General features: G+C 42.0%; 17 protein-coding genes and 3 pseudogenes. 13 read left to right on the top strand and 7 right to left on the bottom strand.

Annotated features, from left to right (window positions below; all coding sequences use genetic code 11):
* Positions 1 to 118 precede the first annotated feature (118 nt).
* Positions 119 to 269 (bottom strand): annotated as a pseudogene (locus LYNGBM3L_RS46980) (transposase); the annotation flags it as partial.
* Between the two features lie 319 nt (positions 270 to 588).
* Here LYNGBM3L_RS46980 and LYNGBM3L_RS05185 point away from each other — a divergent pair.
* The 3 genes from LYNGBM3L_RS05185 (at position 589) to LYNGBM3L_RS42845 (ending at position 2,872) form a co-directional block, all read left to right on the top strand.
* A complete protein-coding gene (locus LYNGBM3L_RS05185; protein ID WP_008179915.1) occupies positions 589 to 1,977 on the top strand; it encodes an RNA-guided endonuclease InsQ/TnpB family protein in 1,389 nt (462 codons plus the stop codon).
* Positions 1,978 to 2,162: 185 nt separating this feature from the next.
* Positions 2,163 to 2,576 carry a PilZ domain-containing protein gene (locus LYNGBM3L_RS05180; RefSeq protein ID WP_044492299.1) on the top strand — a complete coding sequence of 138 codons (414 nt, stop codon included), beginning with the start codon at positions 2,163 to 2,165 and terminating at the stop codon, positions 2,574 to 2,576.
* A 149-nt stretch (positions 2,577 to 2,725) separates the two neighbouring features.
* Positions 2,726 to 2,872, top strand: a complete 147-nt coding sequence (locus tag LYNGBM3L_RS42845; protein ID WP_154659682.1) for a hypothetical protein — start codon at positions 2,726 to 2,728, stop codon at positions 2,870 to 2,872.
* A gap of 106 nt (positions 2,873 to 2,978) precedes the next feature.
* Here LYNGBM3L_RS42845 and LYNGBM3L_RS48375 read toward each other — a convergent pair whose 3' ends face one another.
* Positions 2,979 to 3,104 carry a hypothetical protein gene (locus LYNGBM3L_RS48375; protein WP_267871986.1) on the bottom strand — a complete coding sequence of 42 codons (126 nt, stop codon included), beginning with the start codon at positions 3,102 to 3,104 and terminating at the stop codon, positions 2,979 to 2,981.
* A gap of 527 nt (positions 3,105 to 3,631) precedes the next feature.
* On the opposite strand from LYNGBM3L_RS48375, the gene LYNGBM3L_RS05175 reads away from it, so the two are divergent.
* The 5 genes and pseudogenes from LYNGBM3L_RS05175 (at position 3,632) to LYNGBM3L_RS33635 (ending at position 8,154) form a co-directional block, all read left to right on the top strand.
* Positions 3,632 to 3,844, top strand: coding sequence for a HetP family heterocyst commitment protein (locus LYNGBM3L_RS05175; protein ID WP_008179910.1), 213 nt, complete (start codon positions 3,632 to 3,634; stop codon positions 3,842 to 3,844).
* Between the two features lie 382 nt (positions 3,845 to 4,226).
* A complete protein-coding gene (locus tag LYNGBM3L_RS05170; RefSeq protein WP_008179908.1) occupies positions 4,227 to 4,919 on the top strand; it encodes a PilZ domain-containing protein in 693 nt (230 codons plus the stop codon).
* Between the two features lie 908 nt (positions 4,920 to 5,827).
* A pseudogene (locus LYNGBM3L_RS37885) lies at positions 5,828 to 6,961 on the top strand (IS630 family transposase).
* Between the two features lie 174 nt (positions 6,962 to 7,135).
* Entirely contained in the window at positions 7,136 to 7,633 is a 498-nt protein-coding gene (locus LYNGBM3L_RS33640) for a hypothetical protein (RefSeq protein ID WP_048815169.1), read from the top strand.
* Positions 7,634 to 7,683: 50 nt separating this feature from the next.
* On the top strand, positions 7,684 to 8,154 hold the full coding sequence (locus LYNGBM3L_RS33635; RefSeq protein WP_008179902.1) for an IS66 family transposase: 471 nt from the start codon (positions 7,684 to 7,686) through the stop codon (positions 8,152 to 8,154).
* A 118-nt stretch (positions 8,155 to 8,272) separates the two neighbouring features.
* Here the strand turns inward: LYNGBM3L_RS33635 and LYNGBM3L_RS42840 are convergent, their stop codons facing one another.
* Positions 8,273 to 8,422, bottom strand: a complete 150-nt coding sequence (locus tag LYNGBM3L_RS42840; protein ID WP_154659681.1) for a hypothetical protein — start codon at positions 8,420 to 8,422, stop codon at positions 8,273 to 8,275.
* Positions 8,423 to 8,783: 361 nt separating this feature from the next.
* Here LYNGBM3L_RS42840 and LYNGBM3L_RS37880 point away from each other — a divergent pair.
* Both LYNGBM3L_RS37880 and LYNGBM3L_RS05140 read left to right on the top strand, forming a co-directional pair.
* Positions 8,784 to 9,883, top strand: a pseudogene (locus LYNGBM3L_RS37880) (IS701 family transposase).
* A 115-nt stretch (positions 9,884 to 9,998) separates the two neighbouring features.
* The gene (locus tag LYNGBM3L_RS05140) at positions 9,999 to 10,517 is read left to right on the top strand and encodes a choice-of-anchor E domain-containing protein (protein ID WP_008179897.1); all 519 of its coding nucleotides are present in this window, start codon (positions 9,999 to 10,001) and stop codon (positions 10,515 to 10,517) included.
* A gap of 875 nt (positions 10,518 to 11,392) precedes the next feature.
* Here LYNGBM3L_RS05140 and guaA read toward each other — a convergent pair.
* Together guaA and cbiD are read right to left on the bottom strand one after the other, a co-directional pair.
* Entirely contained in the window at positions 11,393 to 13,036 is a 1,644-nt protein-coding gene (gene guaA, locus LYNGBM3L_RS05135; protein WP_008179893.1) for a glutamine-hydrolyzing GMP synthase, read from the bottom strand.
* A 430-nt stretch (positions 13,037 to 13,466) separates the two neighbouring features.
* Positions 13,467 to 14,606 (bottom strand): cobalt-precorrin-5B (C(1))-methyltransferase CbiD, encoded by a 1,140-nt coding sequence (gene cbiD, locus LYNGBM3L_RS05130; protein WP_008179892.1) that lies wholly within the window; start codon positions 14,604 to 14,606, stop codon positions 13,467 to 13,469.
* 777 nt (positions 14,607 to 15,383) lie between these two features.
* Between cbiD and LYNGBM3L_RS05125 the strand changes: the two genes are divergently transcribed.
* The gene (locus LYNGBM3L_RS05125) at positions 15,384 to 16,643 is read left to right on the top strand and encodes an RNA-guided endonuclease InsQ/TnpB family protein (protein ID WP_008179890.1); all 1,260 of its coding nucleotides are present in this window, start codon (positions 15,384 to 15,386) and stop codon (positions 16,641 to 16,643) included.
* 3 nt (positions 16,644 to 16,646) lie between these two features.
* Here the strand turns inward: LYNGBM3L_RS05125 and LYNGBM3L_RS05120 are convergent, their stop codons facing one another.
* The gene (locus LYNGBM3L_RS05120; RefSeq protein ID WP_008179887.1) at positions 16,647 to 17,570 is read right to left on the bottom strand and encodes an alpha/beta hydrolase; all 924 of its coding nucleotides are present in this window, start codon (positions 17,568 to 17,570) and stop codon (positions 16,647 to 16,649) included.
* A 531-nt stretch (positions 17,571 to 18,101) separates the two neighbouring features.
* Between LYNGBM3L_RS05120 and LYNGBM3L_RS05115 the strand changes: the two genes are divergently transcribed.
* Positions 18,102 to 19,313, top strand: coding sequence for an RNA-guided endonuclease InsQ/TnpB family protein (locus LYNGBM3L_RS05115; protein WP_008179885.1), 1,212 nt, complete (start codon positions 18,102 to 18,104; stop codon positions 19,311 to 19,313).
* Between the two features lie 51 nt (positions 19,314 to 19,364).
* Positions 19,365 to 20,351, top strand: coding sequence for a GTP 3',8-cyclase MoaA (gene moaA, locus LYNGBM3L_RS05110; protein ID WP_008179882.1), 987 nt, complete (start codon positions 19,365 to 19,367; stop codon positions 20,349 to 20,351).
* Between the two features lie 384 nt (positions 20,352 to 20,735).
* On the opposite strand, the gene rpsD is transcribed toward moaA, so the two are convergent.
* Complete coding sequence (gene rpsD / locus LYNGBM3L_RS05105) at positions 20,736 to 21,344, bottom strand: 30S ribosomal protein S4 (RefSeq protein ID WP_008179879.1); 609 nt, start codon at positions 21,342 to 21,344, stop codon at positions 20,736 to 20,738.
* Positions 21,345 to 21,610 lie beyond the last annotated feature (266 nt).

The following is a 21,610-nucleotide window of genomic DNA, read 5'->3' as shown; positions in this document are numbered from 1 at the left end:
TAATCTCGTAGAACTTTACTCGCAATAGAGTTAATTTGTTGAGAATGATCCCGTTTTTTTATCAATAAGCCACAGCTTATTGATTCTTGCGCTTACCCTGCTAAAGCCACCTAGTAAGCTAACCGTGATCAGGATCGTTAATGTACCTTTGAATGGTTTCAGTACTTACTTTCCCCGCTGCCCTTAAAAAAATAACTGTTTGTCCAGAAAGATGGAAGTTTATTAAGATCGGTAAACTCTTTTATTAAGTAGTTAGCACTTCTCCCTTTCAAATCTACCTTTCAAAGCTATGACTACCTGGTGAATCGCATTTTGATGATATATTTATACAGATAAATTTTTAATATTTTTCTACTTACAATTACCATATCTTTCTGTAAATAATTTTGAAAAAATGTGGCTAAATTATCTTTATTTTTGCAGATAAATACTTTATTAAAATTTTTATTTTCTAGGATAAATGGACTAGATAAGTAAATTTTAAGTTTAATTTTTATAGCTTTTTTTAAAAAAACAAGTTTATCGGAATTTAATGTCGCTACCAGTGTAGATTCTAATCGATATAACGAGAATAATTAACGATATATAATGGCTCAAGCTAATAAGAGCATAGGAGTACAGCAAATAATGCTGTACCCGGATAAAGAAACAAAGGCAATCTTGGAATATTTATGTGAACAGTCAGGAAAGCTTTATAATATGGGGGTGTATTTTGCTCGTCAAACATTTTTCAAGACAGGTTTAATATTGACTGGAAAATTTGACTTAATCTATGAACCAAGTGTAGGAAAAACAAAGATATCTAAGTCACTTCCTTCGACTCCAGCCCAACAAACACTATTAAGTGTCACGGAAGCATTTAAGTCTTACAAAAAACTAAGAGACCTATGGTTCAAGGGAAAGTTGCAACATAGACCAAAACCTCCCAGCTACTTAAAAGGCTCAAAGATGTTCAAGGTTACTTATCCAAATTCAGGTGGTCAAAAGCCAAAACTAGTTAATGGACAGGTTAAATTTTATCTTGGTTTGACTGTTAGGCGCTGGTTTGGGATTAAGAATTTTACCTTGCCTTTTCCAAGTAATTTAAAAGGAAGAAAAATAAAGGAATGGACTATACTCCCCAAAAATGGCGTCTTCTATCTAGAAGTGTCTTATGAAATCCCAGTTCAGAACAACCAGAGAAATTTAGCCAGCAATGAAGCATTAGGTATAGATGTTGGAACCGCTGATAATTTAGCAGCGTGTGTTGACACCCTAGGCAATTCGTTTTTGATTGATGCCCGTGCAATGAAGGCTTTTAACCAATACTGGAACAAGCAGGTGTCAAGCAGAAAAGAGGGTAAACCACAAGGCTATTGGGATAGTTGGCTTGATCGAGTAACTCGGAAGCGTAACCACCGCATTAAGGACGGCATCAATAAAGCAGCTAAGCTAATTATCAATCACTGTTTAAAATACGGTATAAATACGATTGTCTTGGGATGGAACGAAGGTTTAAAAAGTAATGCTAATATGGGGCGATTGAATAACCAAAATTTTGTTCAAATACCTCTTGGCAAACTCAAAGACAGATTAAGACAATTGTGTGAAATCCATGGGATTCGATTAGAAGTAACTGAAGAAGCTTACACAAGTAAAGCTAGTTACCTTGATGGAGACTCCCTGCCTAAATTTGGCGAAAAACCAAATGGGTGGAAAGCATCAGGAAAGCGTATTAAGCGTGGTCTTTACCGTAGTGGCGATAATTCAGTTGTAAATGCGGATCTAAATGGTAGTGCAAATATTTTAAGAAAAGTAGCCAGTAAGCTAGGTATAGACTTAAGCCGACTGGGTAGACGGTCTTTGACAACCGTAGCGAGAATTAGGTTGTGGGCGCTACCACAGTCTAATCTGTCAGCAGAATCCCCGCGTCTAATGATCGGGGAGTGTCAAGTCTTCTTAAACTCATACAAAAACCATACAGAGTCAAACAGATAGATGAACCATAGCATAAACCTGGGGTTGAGACAATGGACAAATAAAGACAAATAAAAGCGATGCAGAGGTGCGACCCATGGCGAATTTAATTACGGGTCAAGCGCACCTAAGCGGTCTTGGGGTAAACCCCCACTCGCGCTTTGCATCAAGACAGGCAAACGTTTTACTTAATCAATGTCAAGGGTATGATTAATGCCAGCAGCATGCAAGAAAAAAGAAGATCACCTCGCCAACAGACTTCCATTTCTTATCGATTGGCTGGTCTCTTCTCAGCTCGTCAGCCAGTCGTTAATATTAGTCGAGGAGGTTGCACCATTTACAGTGAAAAAGCTATCCCAGTCGGTCAAGTTATAAAAATACAATTTTTTTGGCCACAAAATTACACAGTGAATGCTACAGTTAAAGTCATGTGGTGCCAAGAATCTAGAGGAAATTCCCTAGCAAACTATAGAGCTGGTTTACAGTTTACAACAGTCTCACCAGAAAGTATAGATTGTCTTTTGGGTCTGCCAGCAACACCTATTTCAACGCCTCAACTTCAGCTGAATAAGTTACTAAAAAATTATCCGGCTAAGACTTCTAACACCTGCTCTACCTAATCCTCATACTAAATTGCGCTTCCAGAAAAGATATTACCATTTGAACAGATGACGGGTGATGGGGTTAATGATTAATAGGGCAAGCAGTTACTACTGATTAATTTTAAGTATTAATTTTAAGTATTAATTTTAATTCAACTTGGTATAAGTTGCAATCAAAGATAGTTGATGTCTTGATGCAGTGGCTGATGGAAGTCCCCCCCCATGAGCCACTGCATCGCTTTGTCAAGTTGCTGATCAGGAGTGAACATCAAGAACAGTCAACCTTCAACTATTATACCATTTTCAGTGATTGAGGCTAAAGATGATTTACTGGTAATTGGGAAGAAGGAAATTGGGAATTGACCAAGGAATTACCGATTAGCTATTACCACGAAACAGTATGTATAGCAATTATCATAGCTATGAGGTACACAATTTAGGTATTTTAGGTAATAGGTAATAGGTAATAGGTAATAGGTAATAGGTAATAGGTAATAGGTAATAGGTAATAGGTAATAGGTAATAGGTAATAGGGATGCGCTGCATCTTCAGGTGCGACCCGTGGCGAATTTAATTCGCCAAGGTCAAGCGCACCTAACAGGGAATCAGCTTCAAAGAATACTGTACCTCATAACTGTGATAAACGCTATATTTATAACAAGCCTACACAGAAATTGGAATTATCTGATTAGTTATTTATACTTATTAACCTAGAGGGGCGCTTGTCGCCCCTCTAGTATCCAATAAGTTAACTGCCATGGACTTTGTCAAGGTTCATGGCAGTTTTAATGGACTTTAAATTTTGTTTTTAATGAGTAATTATAACATTTTTTGGATGCTCATATACCCAAAAAAAAAAGTATACATAAACATACATAAATCCTACTAAATCAAACCTGAACGCAAACCTAAACGCAAACCTATGCTCGAAAGAATAGATTTATACACAGCAGGATCGGTAATCTTACCATCTGCTATCATTTCAGCACTTCACCTAGCACAACTTCCTTAGGAGTTGCTAAAGTGAAGTAAACCCTTTGCTTAGCTGCATCTACCTTTATATAGATAGATTTATGAGTACTGAACAATTAAATCAAGTTATAGAAGCAATTATTTCTGGCAAGTATTCCTGGGCTTGTGTATTGATATTACGGTTTTCTGGCTACAATCCTTTGCAATATATGCCCTATCGAACTTACAATCGGTTAATCAAACAAAACTATAACTTAGGCAACCGGAATAAAACTGCATCCTCTCAACCATCAAAAATTCTCAAAAGGTGTTAATCATCAAGACAACCAAAATAAAAAATTACTAAAAAATCCTAGATCCTAGGCTCTAGACTCTAGGTATTAGGTATTAACCATCAGGCATTAAGTACTAAAACCATTACTCATTAACCATTAACCATTAACCAAACACCAAACACCGGGTGCATCTCAATGCATGCAAAAACACTCAGGACAATAGAAGACTAATATCATGTTATGACAATTACCCTTAATAAAAATCCCCCTATCTCCCCCTCTCCCCACCCTCCCCACACTTCCCGCGCCTGGGTCCCACACTTCCTTTAGTTATAGATTTACAAGTAACAGATGCACCCCAAACACCAAACCCCTAACCCCTAACTCCTAACTCCTAACACCTATCTTTCAGGAGATTAATTTGACTAACACTCATTTACTCAAAGAGCGTAGGAAATTTCCGCGTCATATCACCTTACTAAATTATCAGATAGAAGGACTGATTTCAGATCAAAATGATTTAGTAGTTAATCTGAGTCAAGGCGGTGGCAAAATTTACATTAACAAACCATTAAAAACTGGGGAGCATAAAAAAATTCAGTTCTGCTTACCAGGAATAAGTTACACAGCTACTTCTATGGTGAAAATTGCCTGGCAAAGGAAAATTGGTTTAGATTCACCAGCTAAATATGAAGCAGGAGTGAAGTTTTTAGATATCTCACCAGTCAAGCTTAATACACTATTAGAACGGAAACAACTTATCTTCAGCAATCACTTTCAGTTCAAAGTATTACTGAAAACGTTTGCTGCTGCTGCCTGTATAGTTTCTGCACTTGCTCAGTCAGCTAGTAGTCAAACCGTTGCACCAGGCTCTATTCTCAGTATTTTGCTGGAGGGTCTTAATGATCGTATCTCTTGGGTAGCAAGTCAAAATCCCACTGATGAAGCTAGCTTCAGCTGGGAGCAATCTCCTAGGCAGCATCCGATTGGATTTAAGTTTAATCAATCTTTAGTGAGTGTTGATGATTTAGAGTCTGCTCCTGAGCCAATAACAATGGCTAGTTTGGTCTTATTAGGTGCTACATTTCTGATCCCATGTCGTCACCTAGAGTAATAATACCAAGTTAGATTAATTATCTATTTTGGCAGGATTATATTAAGGGTTAAGGTTATGAACTTAAGCTTTCTGTTTTTATTTGCCCTATTTTCACAAAAAATTCCTGATAAACCAATGGGGGTTGTTAAAAATTAATCATTTTAGTTATAGCAATTAATTTAGTTTAAAATTATTAATTTTAGTGAGGATGTGCCATTATTTAGCTACAATATAGATATGAGCACTTAGGTTAAATCCCCTGCCTTCAGGCAGGGGATTTCTTAATGGTATTAATTAGTTTAGAAAGTAAATACAAAATAATCAGTTAACTATTGACCCATACTCGAACATGAACACACCAGGTAGAAATTCCAGGTTGAAGCTTGTTTGCTTGTTCGCGTAGCGTGGCCGAAAGGCCAAGGTTCAGAAGATAACCTTTAACCTAGCAACCTATAGCAATCCTATCTGATTCGTGAAAGAAATGGGCTGCTTTAAGGCAGAAGGCAGAAGGCAGAAGGCAGAAGGAACAGGGTGCATCTCAATGCATGCAATTAGGCAAAAATTATAATAAAATCTCCGCGCCCCCGCCCCACACTTCCCGCGCCCCCGCCCCACACTTCCCGCGCCCCCGCCCCACACTTCCCACACTTTCCTTATTTTTTACAAATATGAGATGCACCCGAAGGAACAGGAGTTGGAGCTAGTTTTTAAAAAGTCCAGTGATTTTACAAATGATTTAGGATTGCTATAGTAACCTGGTAATAGCTTTTCCGTTTACATCTGAATTGTAAACATTGATGGAGGCATGGGGGGATGGGAAGAAAGTTAATTGAGGCAAATGCAAGTTGTAAACAATTCCGATGCTAAGCTGTTCGGCATTTAAATTGGTATAATAAAAATTAATAAATAACCCAATAATAGGAAATATGCCAGCAAAAAATTATCTGACAGCAAAAAACAATACTTCAAAAAGCCTTAAAAATAGAAGAAAATGGAAATATTAGAGAACGTATTTTAATTTTGCTGTTGTTGAATAGTGGAAAAACACAGTTAGAAATTGCTGAAGTTTTGGGTTGTTCAAAGAACACAGTCTGTTATTGGTGTGTCCACGGAGATCCAGATGACTTAGAGAGTCTTAAAGATAAAAGAATGAAAGGCAATCACCAAAAAGCAACAAAACAATATATAGAAGTATTATTAGAATTAGTCGAAAAAGAACCCGAAGAATTAGGATATGAATTTGGTCGATGGACAGCTCAAAAATTAGCCGTTCATTTAGAAGATACAACAGGCATCAAGTTAAGTGGGTCTCAAGTTCGTAGGATACTAGTCAAGAAAAAATATGTTTACCTTTGGTCAAAGTATAGCTTAGATTCTAAAAAAGACCCTAAAAAAAGGGAAGCATTTAAAAAGAAACTAGATGAGTATTTAAAAATAGAAAAAGAAAGCCCAGAGCGTCTTCAGGTATGGTTTTGGGATGAAAGCGGATTTAGTTTGAGAGTCATCAGAAGAAAAAACTGGTGTAAAAGAGGAAAGCGAAAAAAAGTTAGAGGAGACCGTTCGCGCAGCGTCGGGCTTTGCCCGAAAGGCAAGGGAGAGTTAATGTGATGGGAGCTTTGCGATATTCAGATAAAAAAAGATTTGTAGATTTCCTCAAAAAAAGCAATAGTCAAACTTTTTATGAAGTTTTAAAAACCTTTTATAAAGAGCTAGAAAATGAATGGATGGAAGCGGGTAATCAACTAGAAGACTTTGCTAATAAAGGACCGAAAATCGTCATTATTTTAGACAATGCTAGTTTTCACAAAAAAGCCGAATATATTCATAAAATAGAAGAAGATATGCCGAATATTTATTTAGAATATCTTCCCGAGTATAGTCCTGATTATAACTTAATTGAATTGGTTTGGCATTCAGCAAAAGAATATATTGCCAATCGAGTTTTCAAATCAATTGAAGAATTAGAATGTTTGTTAAATCATCTTTTAAATGAAGGAGGGTTAATTATAAAATGGGTACGAAAAATAAAAAACAAAGGCAATGCTGTTATCACAGTTTAAATGCGCAACAGCTTATCAGCAATTCTGGACATTATGGCCCGCAACTAGTGGGATATATCTTGCACCAGTACTATCACAATCGAGTGACGCAACCAAAGATTCATGAGCAGCTACTGGAATGGGGTATCGAGATATCGGTCGGTCAAATCAATTCATACCTCAGGGCAAAGATAGATGTGTTTCACACTCTCTCAGGCATCGGTTTTAGGGGCAGGATTAAAATGCTCAGAGTATGTTCACACGGATGATACCGGAGCACGACACAGTGGGAAAAATGGGTATTGCACGGTGATTGGTAATGAATGGTTTACTTTCTTTGCGAGCACCCCCCGCAAGACTCGACGCAACTTCTTATCAGTATTACAAGGCAATGCCCCGATTTATGTACTCAATCAGGATGCCCACCAATATTTAGCTTCCTATCAGTTAGCCGACAAGCATATGAACCGATTGAGCTTTGGTTCAACGGTGCTAGGGAATAGCCCTGAGCAATGGCAGGACTATTTAGAGTCGATTGGCATTGTGCAGACCAAAGTGGCACAGAGGGTCACCGAAGCCGCTCTGCTGGGTGGATTAATCGAGAGTGGCATTAACCGAAAATTGTTGATTCATGCAGGATGGAGCCAGACAGTTCAATATTCTCATTCATGGGTTGTGTTGGGTTCATGCTGAACGAATCATCCGCAAATTAGAGGGGAGTACCGCTGAGTTTCGAGAGAACATTGAGGAAGTCCAAACCCTTCTATGGGAGTACTACCAACAGCTTATTTGCCTATCAAGATCACCCGAGTGCCGAGCAAAAGGAGTACCTATCTGTTCGCTTTGATGAAATCTTTGGTCGGTGTTATCTGCACCACCCCACTCTGAGCAACGCATTGAACCAATTTAGACAAAACAAGGAGCAATTGCTCCGGGTGCTCGACTTTCCCAATATTCCTCTGCACAATAATGCCGCCTTTTCTGACATCCGAGAATTTGTGACCCGTCGAAAAATCAGTGGTGGCACTCGCTCTGAGGCCGGACTTCAAGCCAGAGATACCATGATTGGTCTGAAAAAGACCTGTCGCAAATTAGGGATTTGTTTTTGGGCGTATTTACTGTCCCGCTTGCGAGGGGATGACAAAATCCCCCCCTTACCAGATTTGATTCGACAAAAGGCTATAGAGCGTGGACTGGTGGGTAGCCCTGCCTGATAATTTGCTGATCCAATTTATCAACCAGCGATTATTGAGAAATTGCCTATTTTTTGATGATGATTTTAGATAAAAAAAATGTAATTGACTGATTTATCCACCATGACTAACCCTATGGCTATCCCATAAAGCTACGGTTTACTCGTCCAATTGCATCACTATTATGGTCAGCTTGTAGAACTTTTTTGAGCTGGTTTGGCAAGCTCAACAGAGTCGCAGTGGTAAGTACCTGGAAATAAATAAAGTTAACGTTGTCAATAATTGTCAAGGCATTGAATCCCTTTATGTTTATTTTTGCCTTGTATTAAGTTACATTTTATTAACAGTTAAATTGAATTTAATCCTACTACTTAACCGCTTAACACCATCTATAATTACAAACCCGTACAACTCCGGTAATTCCTAAATAAATTTTCAGCTTTTTGTCGGAAATCAGGCAATTTATGCCATCGCTAGATTTGCTTAGTTCAAAGAGAGACAAATTAGCTCTCCACAGGACTTACGCAATTACGCTATATATAGCGTGTCAATTCGAGGAAAAACCAAATTAATCCCTAAAGGGGAAAAACAGATAAAGTAAATGATAAGATCAAGGGAGAAACCAACTAAAAAAATAATGGGAATAAAGATTGGACAAGCTAGATTACTGTCAATATTTGTTGAGTAGCCAAAACAATTACACCATAACTAATTTGGCAGAGCATCTACCAAAAATAAGTCATGATCAAATTAACCGATATTTAAAAAACGAAAAAATTAATCCTAAGACGTTGTGGTTAAATGTCAAAGAATATATTGAAGTAGATGAAAATGGCTATCTAGTATTTGACGATACAGTTTTGGATAAAAACCATTCCCATAAAATAGAATTGGTGCGAAAACAATACAGTGGAAATACTCATAGTGTGGTTCGAGGAATAGGAGTAGTAAATTGTATATACGTTAATAGTAAAACCGGTAAGTTTTGGGTGATAGATTACCGGATATATGCTCCAGAACAGGATGGAAAAACCAAACTAGACCATGTAGAAGACATACTCATAAATTGTTTCATAAGAAACTCCCCTTTAAAAGAGTATTAATGGATAGTTGGTATGCCACTCAAAGACTAATGGCCTTAATTGATAACTGGGAAAAAATCTACTACTGTCCCTTAAAAAAGAATCGATTGGTGGATGAAACAGGAGGTAAGGAAAAATCCCAAAGAATTGACTCATTGGAGGGTCGTGAGTTAGATGTCAAACCAGGGAAATTGATTAAACTAAAAAAGTTTCCTGACCAGAAAAAGGTGAAGTTGTTTCGGGTTACTATTTCTACCAATAGAACGGAATACATTGCCACAAATGAACTAACTGCCTCAGATATTGAACAGGTAAAATCCACTTGTTCTTACCGTTGGAAAATAGAGGAGTTTCACCGGGAACTTAAACAAGCGATGCAGCGCGGTCTTGGGGAGGCAGCGCGGTCTTGGGGGTTCCCCCCATGAGCGACTGCCGTGGTTTCCCCCATGAGCGACTGCATCAAGACATTGACTGGCAGACAATCTTGTCAGTGTCGTAAATCTCGAATCCAAAGAAACCATATTGCTTGTGCTATTTTGGTGTGGAATTTTCTGAAAAGACTAGCTTACTTGACTAAATGTACAGTTTATAAAATTAAGCCCCAAAGTTTATATTCATATTTAACTAAAGAACTTAAAAAACCTTCTTTAGTTATGAATTTAGTCTGATCAGAATCTACTCCATATCTGGTGTCTTTGCGTAAGTCCTGTCTCCAGCTAAATCCGAAGTTGGAGTGACTTTTACAGAGATATGACCAGAAGACCTTAATCACTCGTTAGTACCATGACTCAATCCACAGCAAAAACCTATTCCCGTCTGAAAGTATTTCTAGCAACTACTGCGACTACTTTGGCTGGTATGCTGGCGACTACTGGTGCAGCTAATGCAGCTAGTATCACCCATACTCAGACCATTGAATGGCGACCGACAACTGTTGATAAATTTTTCATTCTCCCCAAATTCGATGAGGCTTTGGGGACTCTCGAAAGTGTCACGATTGACCTGATCGGATTTGTCCAGGGAAATGCCCGTGCGGAAAGTCAGGAAGGCGCTCCAAGTACAGTAACCTTGGATCTGGCATCTAAAATTGCCTTAATCTTGAGTGAACCTGATATTACCCTAGTTGAGGTGAAGCCCCTAGTTTTAGAACAGGTTGGTCTCTCTAGCTATGACGGTGTACTTGATTTCGCAGGATCTTCTGGAGTCACATTGCCTGAGCGTACCGCTTCGGATAGCACAAGTAATACGTTTATGTCTGGGCTAGGAAGAGTTGAAAATTATTTATTATTGCTTTTGCCATAGTGTATCAACCGAAGTTCCACTAAACTGGAAACTTCGGTTTTATGTTGTTTAGTGATTATAGTCATTTCAAATAACAATGGAACACTTTTTCGTATGAAACCCTTTTATAGCAATAAATAGTTTTCTCAATATAAATTGAAATCACTATAGCTTCCGGCAAAAGAAGCCCCACAACGAACATGCGCAGCATGAGTGTTTAAAGTTACCGTAAGATCGGGTCGCTTTTATGGTTAGTCGGTTATGGGTAAAAGGGTTAAATCTTTTGTAATAAAGCGACCCTATCTAAGGTTTCGTCTCCAGGGATGAATTTTGCACAGAGTCTTTCACTTTAGACCAATCGATGTGTTATACTGGAAATACTGACTTTCAAAGCCGTTCGCGTAGCGTGGCCAAAGGCCATAAATGCTGGAAAGTTGGTCAAACATTATTAAACAAAAGACCAAGAAAACAGAGCGGCAGCGATGCAGCGCGGTCTTGGGGAGGCAGCGCGGTCTTGGGGGTCCCCCCCATGAGCGACTGCCGTGGTTTCCCCCACTCGCGCTTTGCATCAAGAGAGGGCAGTCCGTTCTTAAAGCCCAGCGCCTCCGCGCGCAATAGCTGGATTGGCGCTTGTTGCCCACACTGAACTCAAAGAGTCAGTGTGGGAGCTGTCACTCATCTGGTAAGCATTCAGCTATCAGCTATCAGCTATGAGCCATTGGCCTGTGGCAACGCTACTGTTCGCGCAGCGTGCGCGTAGCGCAATCGATGTTTTTGAATAAAATAACCTGTTCGCGTAGCGTGAGCCTTTGGCTCAGCGCTTACGTCATCTGACCAATGAACAATGGCTAATCACTAATCACTAATCACTAATCACTAATCACGCTTTGAAGAAACTATTCCCACTCTATGGTTCCAGGAGGTTTGGAGGTAATATCATATACTACCCGATTAACTCCCTTGACTTCATTAACAATTCGGTTGGAAATAGTTTCAAGTAAGTCATAAGGTACTCGTGACCAGTCAGCGGTCATACCATCTTCACTCGAAACAAAGCGCAATACAATCGGATGAGCGTAAGTGCGCTTGTCCCCCATTACTCCCACACTGCGTATTGGGAGCAACACGGCAAAGGCTTGCCAAAAGTCGTTATACATCCCCTGTCGGTGAATTTCATCTCGAACGATGAAATCAGCATCCCGCAGAATATTCAACCGTTCTGGGGTCACTTCACCAATGATGCGAATCGCCAATCCTGGTCCGGGGAAGGGATGTCGGCGCACAATCGATTCTGGCAAGTGGAGGTCACGACCAAGTTGGCGCACTTCGTCTTTAAATAGCTTGCGTAATGGTTCTACCAGCTTGAAGCGTAGGTTTTTGGGTAAGCCTCCGACATTGTGATGGCTCTTGATTTTCACAGCTACCCGCTCACCGGTTTTGGGATCAACGTTGGTATGGGCTGATTCAATTACATCCGGATAGAGGGTACCCTGAGCTAAATAATCAAATGGACCAAGACGTTGGGATTCTTCTTCAAAGACGCGAATGAATTCGTGACCGATGTGGCGACGCTTTTCTTCTGGGTCAGTGACACCAGCAAGGCGAGCCAAAAAGCGATCGCGAGCGTTCACATACTCTACTCGAATACAAAATTCTTCCTGAAATAGCTTCACTAACTGCTCTGGCTCGCCTTTGCGCATGAAGCCTTGGTCAATAAACATACAAGTTAGTTTATCCCCAATTGCGCGATGGAGTAAGAAGGCAAGGGTAGAGGAATCTACTCCACCAGACAAAGCCAACAGAACCCGTTTTTCCCCAACCTTGGCACGCACTTCTCGAATCGCTTCCTCAATAAAAGCAGCAGTGGTCCAAGTGGGTTCACACTCGCAGATGTTGTAAACAAAGTTACGGATTAGGGCAAGACCATCGGTTGAATGCACAACCTCTGGATGGAATTGCACGCCATAAAGTTTTTTATGATAGTTAGCGATGGTCGCACAAGGGGTATTCTGAGTATGGGCAAGGACTTCAAAGCCATCTGGCAAAGTCACACAGGAATCTCCGTGGCTCATCCACATGGTTGAGTGGTCTCGCACATTGCTCAGTAACTCAGTGGGGTGATCAATGAGTAAGGCGGCTTTACCATACTCAGCTTTCTTGGCTCTGGTAACTGTTCCGCCTAGTTGTTGCACCATCAACTGCATCCCATAGCAAACCCCTAGCACGGGTATACCGAGATTCCAAATTTCTGGGTCACATAGGGGGGCTCCATCGTCATAGACGGAATTGGGACCTCCAGAGAGAATGATGCCCTGGGGATGAAGCTGCTGTAGCTGTTGAGCTGTGGTCTGATAGGATAGCACCTCGGAGTAAACGTTAGTCTCGCGAATGCGACGAGCAATCAGTTCCGAGTATTGAGAGCCGAAGTCCAGAATCACAATCATCTGGCGATTCAACTGCTCTGCTAGAGAGGCTACAGCCAATGCCTCTTTCTGGTAAGATAGTTTGTTGGTCCTTAGGGTTACTGCTGTGTTCGTCATGTTTAGTTGTGTGAATGTACGAACAGGTCGCTGCCTAGGTGTGCTTCTGGGCAGCATAAATTGATTGCTATGAACAGATAGGTTGAAAGCTGATGGTTTCCGTAAATTAATCCTTCAACGCCCCAACACTTTGATGTGGATGGTAGCGCTGGCATTAACCAGTTAGTCTGAGTCGTAGACTCTCATCGACGATACAGAACTCAATCTGTTTACGGTTATTTCAGTTTCCACTCCCACACGCACTTCATAGACCTGCCTGGCAGTGGTATGTCTGTTGACAATCTCGTGACTTCTAGTCAGAAGATTTTTCAGGGTTTCAGTCTATATGTCCTGAAATGCGAAGTTTCAGCTGATAATCAGGTTAATTTATCATACATTGGGTTCGGCTACAAGATCCGCCCGCCAATATATTAAGATTTATAAAAATTTATCACAAATTTGAAATCAATGTCCAACCTGTGGGACTGGTAACAATAATTTTGCGTCCGCGATCGAACAATACAGAGCCCACCTGGATATGCTGCTCACTGTGTTTGCGGATGTAGTCAAAGCAGCGTTGGTCAATGGTCAATGCGATCGCATGATAAACCTGATTTACCCAATCAGTGCCCTGAGTCTGATCCCATTGACGCAGACAATTGAGAGCAGCTTCAGTGGTTTGACTGCCAAATACTTGCCTGATCAGTGGGGTTGGTACTCCTAACTGCGCACAGTGAGCGGTGAGTATTTCCAGTCGTCCATCAGCTAGGTGGTGGTGAGTATGAAAAATTCCTCCTGCCAGTTTAATTAACTTACCATGATAGCCAAATAACAAAAGTTCTGGCACCTGGGAGTATCCAGCTGCTACCAACAACGGTCCGAGCCAATTGGCTGTTTTAACCAGCCGCTCGGGATTAATCCCCAAGCCTCGCGCCAAATCTAAGCCATTTTCTCCGACACAGAACACTAGTGTTGTCGAATGTGAGGAGGCTTGCTCTTTTAGCAATTTGCTGGCTTTTGCTTTTAATTCCTCCTGGTAAGCAGCTAATTGACCAGGAGCACTCAGAGGCTGGGAAATGCCAGTAGTTCCTAGTAGGGAAAGTCCTTCTACTACACCAAAGGCAGAATTAGAAGTACGCTGTGCCAACTTCCGCCCTTCCGGCAAGATAATCGTCACCTGAATTTTCTCTGACGGTGCTAGCAGACAACTCAAGTTATGGTGCAATAGTTTCTCGGCATAAGCATAGATGGCTGGTTTGCCTCCGGCATTGATTTGTCGTCCAATTCCTTCACCCCCTAATAACTGTATCGATTCAGTTTGCTCCGAGGAACCCCATTCTACGACTGCCCAAATTGGGGTATTACGGGTAAGGTCAAGGTTATCACCAGGGTTAGAGTGAGTAATAGCTAGCGCTACCCCTTCTCGAATCCTAGCCACTTGCTCAATGGGAATGTCTACGGTTTCAGGAGGGTTAATTAAGTCCACTGAAACCGTTTCCAAGGGTTGGCCGTTGCGTAACTGATGGAGGGCGGCTATTGCTGAGGCACAGGCGAATACCGGTAAGGTATATCCAGATTGAGGTAGGGACATATCAATTGGTACTTACAACTATTTCTTTTCCTAAAATGTGAGTCCGTCAGCATATTCTAGGCATTACCCGGTGACTTTGGCTTCTGAGGTCAATCTTGCCGACCTATCCCTTGCGGCTAACTACCTACTCTAGTATCGACCTTCATCAGAGCAAATACAGAGGTTACTTCGTTCCTGATAACCATTGATTGGACTTTTAGGGCGGTACTGTTCACCGAGGATAGTATAGTGGAATCTCTAAAAGGAGTAGAACTTTTAGTCAAAATCCCATTGACTTTTGTCTGTGGCGATTGCTGCCTATTGCGCCACGTGAGCATGACGATGATTTAAACATACCTTCGGTGTGTACCCATGAGTCGAAGCCTGTTACTAACACCACATGATAGCTGGCAGTGCTTCACTACTTGACCCCGCTTTATCAGTAAGCAAGTTATGTCTTACTAATAGGGGTAAGGCTGTCACTCGGATTCCGCTCCGGCTGGGCTAACACCTGCATGGTTATCAAGTTGTAAGGGCTCATGTGTCAAGGGCAGCAAATCCCCCATACCCTGATCGGGTAAGGTTTCTAGCTAACGAATCGCACCTACTCCCTACTCCCTGTTCCCTTTGCTATCAGAAAATGTCGTGATTCATCTCACCGCTATAATCTTTGATTTAGCGGTGAGATGAATCACGACTAATAAATTAACAACGGGATAGCGTTACGGTTGAAAGTATTGGTGTATCTAATTCTACTCAGAATATCTGGTTTTGATAGAATCATGTTAAAATAGGCTAATGTTGACACTAACCTACGAGTACAAGCTAGTCCCGACAAAAGATCAGATCGCAATCATTGAAGAAATGTTAGCGGTCACAAGAAAGGTTTGGAATTATGCCTTAAGGGAGAGAAAGGACTGGTATAACAGTAGAAAGTGTTCGATAAATTCTTGTTCGTTACAGCAAGAATACATCATCCCAGCGAATGCACCTTATCCGGGATACAAAGAACAGTCAGCAGGTTTAACCAAGGCTAAAAAGTCTAACCCCGAACTGAAGCGTGTTAACGCACAAGTCCTACAACAAGTGCTTAAGACACTGGACAAAGCATTTACAAGCATGAAGAATCAGGGACATGGGTTCCCACGATTCAAAAATAAGTATCGAATGCGGTCTTTTGTCTTCCCTCAGTTTAAGGCTAATCCCGTAGTCAATGATTTGATTAAATTACCTCAAATTGGGATGGTCAAGATGCGATTATCACGACCAATACCTGAGGGGTTCAAAATCAAGCAAGTGAGAGTGGTTAGACGAGCCAGTGGTTATTTTGCAATGATTGCTTTGCAGAGTGACGTAAGTGTTCCTGATACACCAGTATGGGGGCATCCACTGGGGATTGATGTTGGGTTAGATAAGTTCTTAGCAACTTCTGATGGTGAGTTAATTGAACGTCCAAAGTTTTTAACAAAACTACACGGCGAGTTGAAATTACTGCAACGTAGACTGAAGTTAAAGAAATTGGGTTCAGCGAATCGACATAAACTCAATCATAAAATTGCTAGACTACATCAAAAAATCACAGATACCCGAAAAGACTTCCACTTTAAGTTAGCTGATCATTTGTGTGACCAAGCGGGCATGATATTTGTTGTTGGCGAAGCCTGTCCGAAGGACATAGACTTAGACTTTAGAACCTGGGCAAAAGGAATGCTGAGTAAGCATACTCTTGATGCAGGTTTTGGTCAGTTCTTCAATATTCTGGCTTGGGTGTGTTGGAAACGGGGTATATATTTTGGCAAGGTCGATTATAGGTATACGAGTCAAATTTGCCCCAATTGTGGGGCACATACAGGCAAGAAAGATTTATCTGAACGACTCCACAAATGCCCTGAATGTAGTTATGAAATTCACCGAGATGTTGCAGCCGCCCAAGTGATTTGTCAACGAGGTATCGCTGCGGTCGGGCAGACCGTGGAGGAAATTGACTGTGTAGGCGTTCTGTCAGGGGTTGGTAACAACCTAGATAAGTGCCGCAAAAGCAGTAAACCTAAGTCGTGAGGTTTAGGAATCCCTCGTTATAATCTCCGATTTAACGAGGGAGCATGTCAAAGTCCCAAGGGTTTGATATAAGGCTTGATTATGTATCCAACCTACAAAACCACTGTAGAGACAGTCTCCTTCAGGGCTAGCCACAAATACATGGTGTATTAGTAAAGGATTCTTCCAAGTCCGAATGGAAATGCCATTTTTAAATGTTATATAGGTCTTGGCTCGGTGAAAATCTCTACCATGACCATCAGTCATACCTGGGACTGAGTGTAATTGTTGAATTAAGCTAGTAATAAAGTCTCCTGGTGGAGGAGGTTGTGTGATAACTGGATTCGCCCAAAATTTCTGGATTTCTGCTGCGACTAAAGGATGATTTTTGAGAGCAGCATGATGCACATTAGGTAAACAAACGAATTGACTACGAGAAAACTTGGTTGTCTCTATTGTAATCGTGCCGTCGCTACCGTGATCACTATCACCAGCTATTACTAATGTGGGAATCACTGCGCCAATGGACTCTGCTAGTTGTCGGCGGTTGATACCTAAATCCTTTGCGATACCAATACCAATGCCCAAGGGGTCAATAATTCTAGCTACATCTGCACCACCAATAGGAGAACCAATCAACACTAAGGATTCTACTTGTGACCACCAGTCTCGGTGACGGCTGAGGAGTTCTAGCCAAATTAAGCCACCCATGGAATGACCAATAATTCGGATTGGTGTCTGGGGATAAGTGACAATGGTATCTAAGACAATGTGTTCGAGTTGGTTGATTAGGGGTTCTATCCAGAGCCAAGTTTTGAACCAACCGAGATCGGGAGTAATGATGGCAGTGCGGGATGTGGCTAAGGATTGGGCAAGGCGTGCCATCGCTTTAGAGTTATCCGCCCATCCGTGTTGTGCGTATAGAAGAAAATCTGGTTTGTCGGTCATTTCCCCTAAATCTGGAATACTGGTAGTTTCTTATCGATTTTAGGTAGGGGAGGACACCATGAGTAACCAATTGTGACACTCCCTTGAGGGACACAGAATAGGCTTTGCAAGAAAAGGAATGCACCCTAACAGTTGCAGTATCACTGGATTCTTGGAAAGAGATGCTGCATAGCATTAGCTACAAGGGCTGAGGGACATATTCCGGAATAGGTATAACCTATTAAGCAGGTACACAAAATTAATTACACATTTTCCAAAACTCAAAGCCTTGCAGGGTAAAGGTTACAGAGATTTGGAGTAGGCGATTAATTCTGTGTAAGTGCTTACTCGAGTTCCCAACACTGAAAGCCCCGCGTCTAAAGACCGGGGATGAAAGTGACTAGCGACTAAAGTCGCGTAGAAGAGAATCTTGATTGATACTTGAAAGTTTTATACGATTCTGTTAGTATAAATATATATCGAAAGAGGTCGAGATTCGTTCGGGTAGCGTGACCGTTCGGGTAGCGTGACCGAAGGTCAAGGTCAAGGTCAATGATTATACTAGAGTTTAAAGCGAAAGGTAAAGAGTCCCAATATTCAGCAATAGACGAGGCGCTCCGGACGGTTAAATTCATTCGTAATAGCTGCATTCGTCTATGGTTAGACAATAAAGGGACAGGGAAAAGTGACTTTAGTAGGTATTCTAAAATCCTGGCTAAAGAGTTTCCCTTTGCTAATGAATTGAACTCTACTGCCCGTCAGGCTGCCTCTGAGAGGGCATGGTCATCGATTGTTCGCTTCTACGATAATTGCAAGAAAAAAGTCCCAGGTAAAAAGGGTTTTCCCAAGTTCCAAAAACATGCTCGGTCTGTCGAATATAAGAAGTCAGGATGGAAATTATCCCCTGACAAGAAATCAATAACGTTCACGGACAAGAAGGGGATCGGAAAGCTTAAGCTCAAAGGTACCTGGGATTTATGGCGCTTCGACAAAAAGCAAATCAACCGAGTTCGGATAGTTAAGCGAGCTGATGGGTACTACGTTCAATTTTGCGTTGCAGTTAACGTAAAAGAGGAAATAGAGTACACAGGTGAGATGATTGGGCTGGATGTAGGACTTAAAGAGTTCTATACAGATTCCAATGGTCACTCCGAACCAAATCCCCGATTTTATAGAAAAGGGGAGAAACGCTTAAAGTTTTATCAACGTCGAGTTTCTCGAAAAAAGAAAGGCTCATCCAATCGCAGGAAAGCGGTTAACAGATTAGGCAGGCAGCACCTTAAAATAAGTAGGCAACGTGAAGAACATGCTAAGAGACTGGCACGTTGCGTAATCCGGTCTAACGACCTGGTCGCCTACGAAGATTTAAGAGTTAAAAACCTGGTTAAAAACCACTGCCTTGCTAAGTCTATTAATGACGCTGGTTGGTATCAATTCAGGAAATGGTTGGAGCACTTTGGGACTAAGTTAGGCAGGGTAACTGTCGCAGTAAACCCCGCCTATACCAGTCAAAACTGCTCTGAGTGTGGCGAAACTGTCAAGAAATCCTTATCTACTAGAACTCATGCCTGTAAATGTGGGTGTGAACTTGACAGAGACCATAATGCCGCTATCAATATCCGAAATCGAGCCATAAGTACGACGGGGCACGTCGGAACTTGGGTCATAGACCCGAAGGCTTCAGGAGATCTGACCTCTACTGTTCTTGGTTCCGGCCAGGTTCAGCAAGTCGGGTCGTTGATTGAAGAATCCCCGCGCCTTTAGGCCGGGGAGTGTCAACAAAACCCTTTGAAACCCCATGATCCGGTGCAATATATGAATACTGTAGACTATCTCCGGATTAGCTTGATTGACCGCTGCAACTTCCGTTGTCAGTACTGTATGCCTCAAGGAGCAGAGCTTGACTATATCCTACGGCAAGAATTACTCACTGATCAAGAACTGCTGACTCTGGTCAAGGAGGTGTTTATCCCGGTCGGATTTAGAAAGTTTCGCCTCACGGGAGGTGAACCCCTATTGCGTCCAGGTGTAGTGGAGTTAGTCAGAGCGATCGCATCTTTACCGGAAACACAAGATTTAGCGATGACTACCAATGCCTTTTTACTGGCTGGTATGGCAAAGGAACTCTACCAGGCGGGTTTACGGCGGATTAATATTAGTCTGGACTCCCTCAATCGAGAGACATTTGACAAAATTATCGGCAATCGGGGACGTTCGCGCTGGGAACAGACTTGGGAAGGGATAAAAGCTGCCCATCAGGTTGGATTTGACCCGTTAAAGCTGAATGTGGTGGTAATTCCAGGAGTTAATGACCAGGAAGTGCTGGATTTAGCTGCTCTAACCATTCACCGCTCCTGGCACGTTAGATTTATCGAGTTTATGCCCATCGGGAACTCCCAGCTATTTGGTCAGCGGGCGTGGGTACCTTCGGAAGAATTACGGCAACGGATTCACTTACGCTGGGGTTTGATAGAATCCAGTGTCCGGGGTAATGGCCCAGCTGATGTGTTCCAGATTCCTGGTGCCAAGGGCACCCTGGGATTTATTAGTCAGATGTCAGAATGTTTTTGCGATCGCTGCAATCGGATGCGTCTATCTGCTGATGGTTGGCTGCGTCCCTGCCTACTTAATGAACAAGGTCAAGTTGACTTAAAAACTGCTCTACGCAGCGGCGTTGATACCGCTGACTTAAGAGAGCAGGTCAGACAGTTGCTGATGATTAAACCAGAAATCAATTTCAAGGAGAGAGACTCTGGTATCGATGGTTCATATACAAGGACGATGTCACAAATCGGCGGATAGTTTTTTAGGTTGCAGGTTAGCAGGTTAGCAGGTTGAAGGTTAGTCAAGTTGAAGGTTGAAGGTTAGTCAAGTTGAAGGTTGAAGGTTAGTCAAGTTGAAGGTTGCAGGTTAGTCAGGTTGAAGGTTGCAGGTTAGTCAGGTTGAAGGTTCCAGGTTACAGGTTAGCAGGTTAGCAGGTTACAGGTTACAGGTTAGCAGGTTCCAGGTTATAACCTTCAACCTACCCTACAGGAACGCCACAGGCGAACAACCTGTTAACTTTCAACCGTTGTCAACCTTCAACCTGTTAACTTTCAACCGTTGTCAACCTTCAACCTGTTAACTTTCAACCGTTGTCAACCTTCAACCTGTTAACTTTCAACCGTTGTCAACCTTCAACTCGGGTTAGACTTTCCTGGAGTAGTACTCAACCACCAGTAGCTCGTTAATTTGTAATGCCACCCATTCCCGATCAATAATCCCATTCACCTTCCCGGTGAAGGTGTTCTTATCAAACTCTAAATGGCTAGGAAGGTTTGCTAAGCCAGGAAATTCCAAGTTACGTTCTACTAGACGGCGGGATTGATCACGGTTTCTAACCGCAATCACATCGCCAGGGCGACACTGATAGCTAGGAATATTGACTACTGTACCATTTACTGTAACATGACCGTGACTCACGAGCTGACGAGCCGCTGGGATGGTACCTCCCATACCCATGCGGAAGACTGTGTTATCCAGTCGCATTTCTAGCAGTTGCAGCAAAGCTTGTCCAGTGGAACCGGTGGCTCGACGAGCTTTACGGACATAGCGAATTAACTGCTTTTCAGTCACTCCGTAGTTATAGCGCAGTTTCTGCTTTTCTTCGAGACGGATCGCATATTCTGAGCGTTTCCGACGGTTTTGACCATGTTGACCTGGGGGATAGGCACGGCGCGGCGTTTTACGACTTAAACCGGGCAAATCACCCAGACGGCGAACGACCCGCAGACGCGGGCCTCTATATCGAGCCATATAACTTCCTCTTTACTATTTTGTGTACTATCTTGACTAAAGATTTCCCAAAACTATTATCATACAATTTATTAGGGCCGTGGGCATAAGGAAATTGCCATGGGGAAGATTCCGGGCAGGTGTTAGCTCAATAGCCCTATCTACGGGAATTTCCATAGTGCAAACCACCTGAGAAGGTCAGCTATCAGCATTCAGCTATCAGCATTCAGCATTCAGCGATTGGCCTGTGGCCACGGTACTGTTCGCGCAGCGTGCGCGTAGCGCAA

It is taken from the genome of Moorena producens 3L (assembly GCF_000211815.1).
GTDB classification, from domain to species: domain Bacteria; phylum Cyanobacteriota; class Cyanobacteriia; order Cyanobacteriales; family Coleofasciculaceae; genus Moorena; species Moorena producens.
This window is presented reverse-complemented; position numbering and strand designations above follow the sequence as displayed.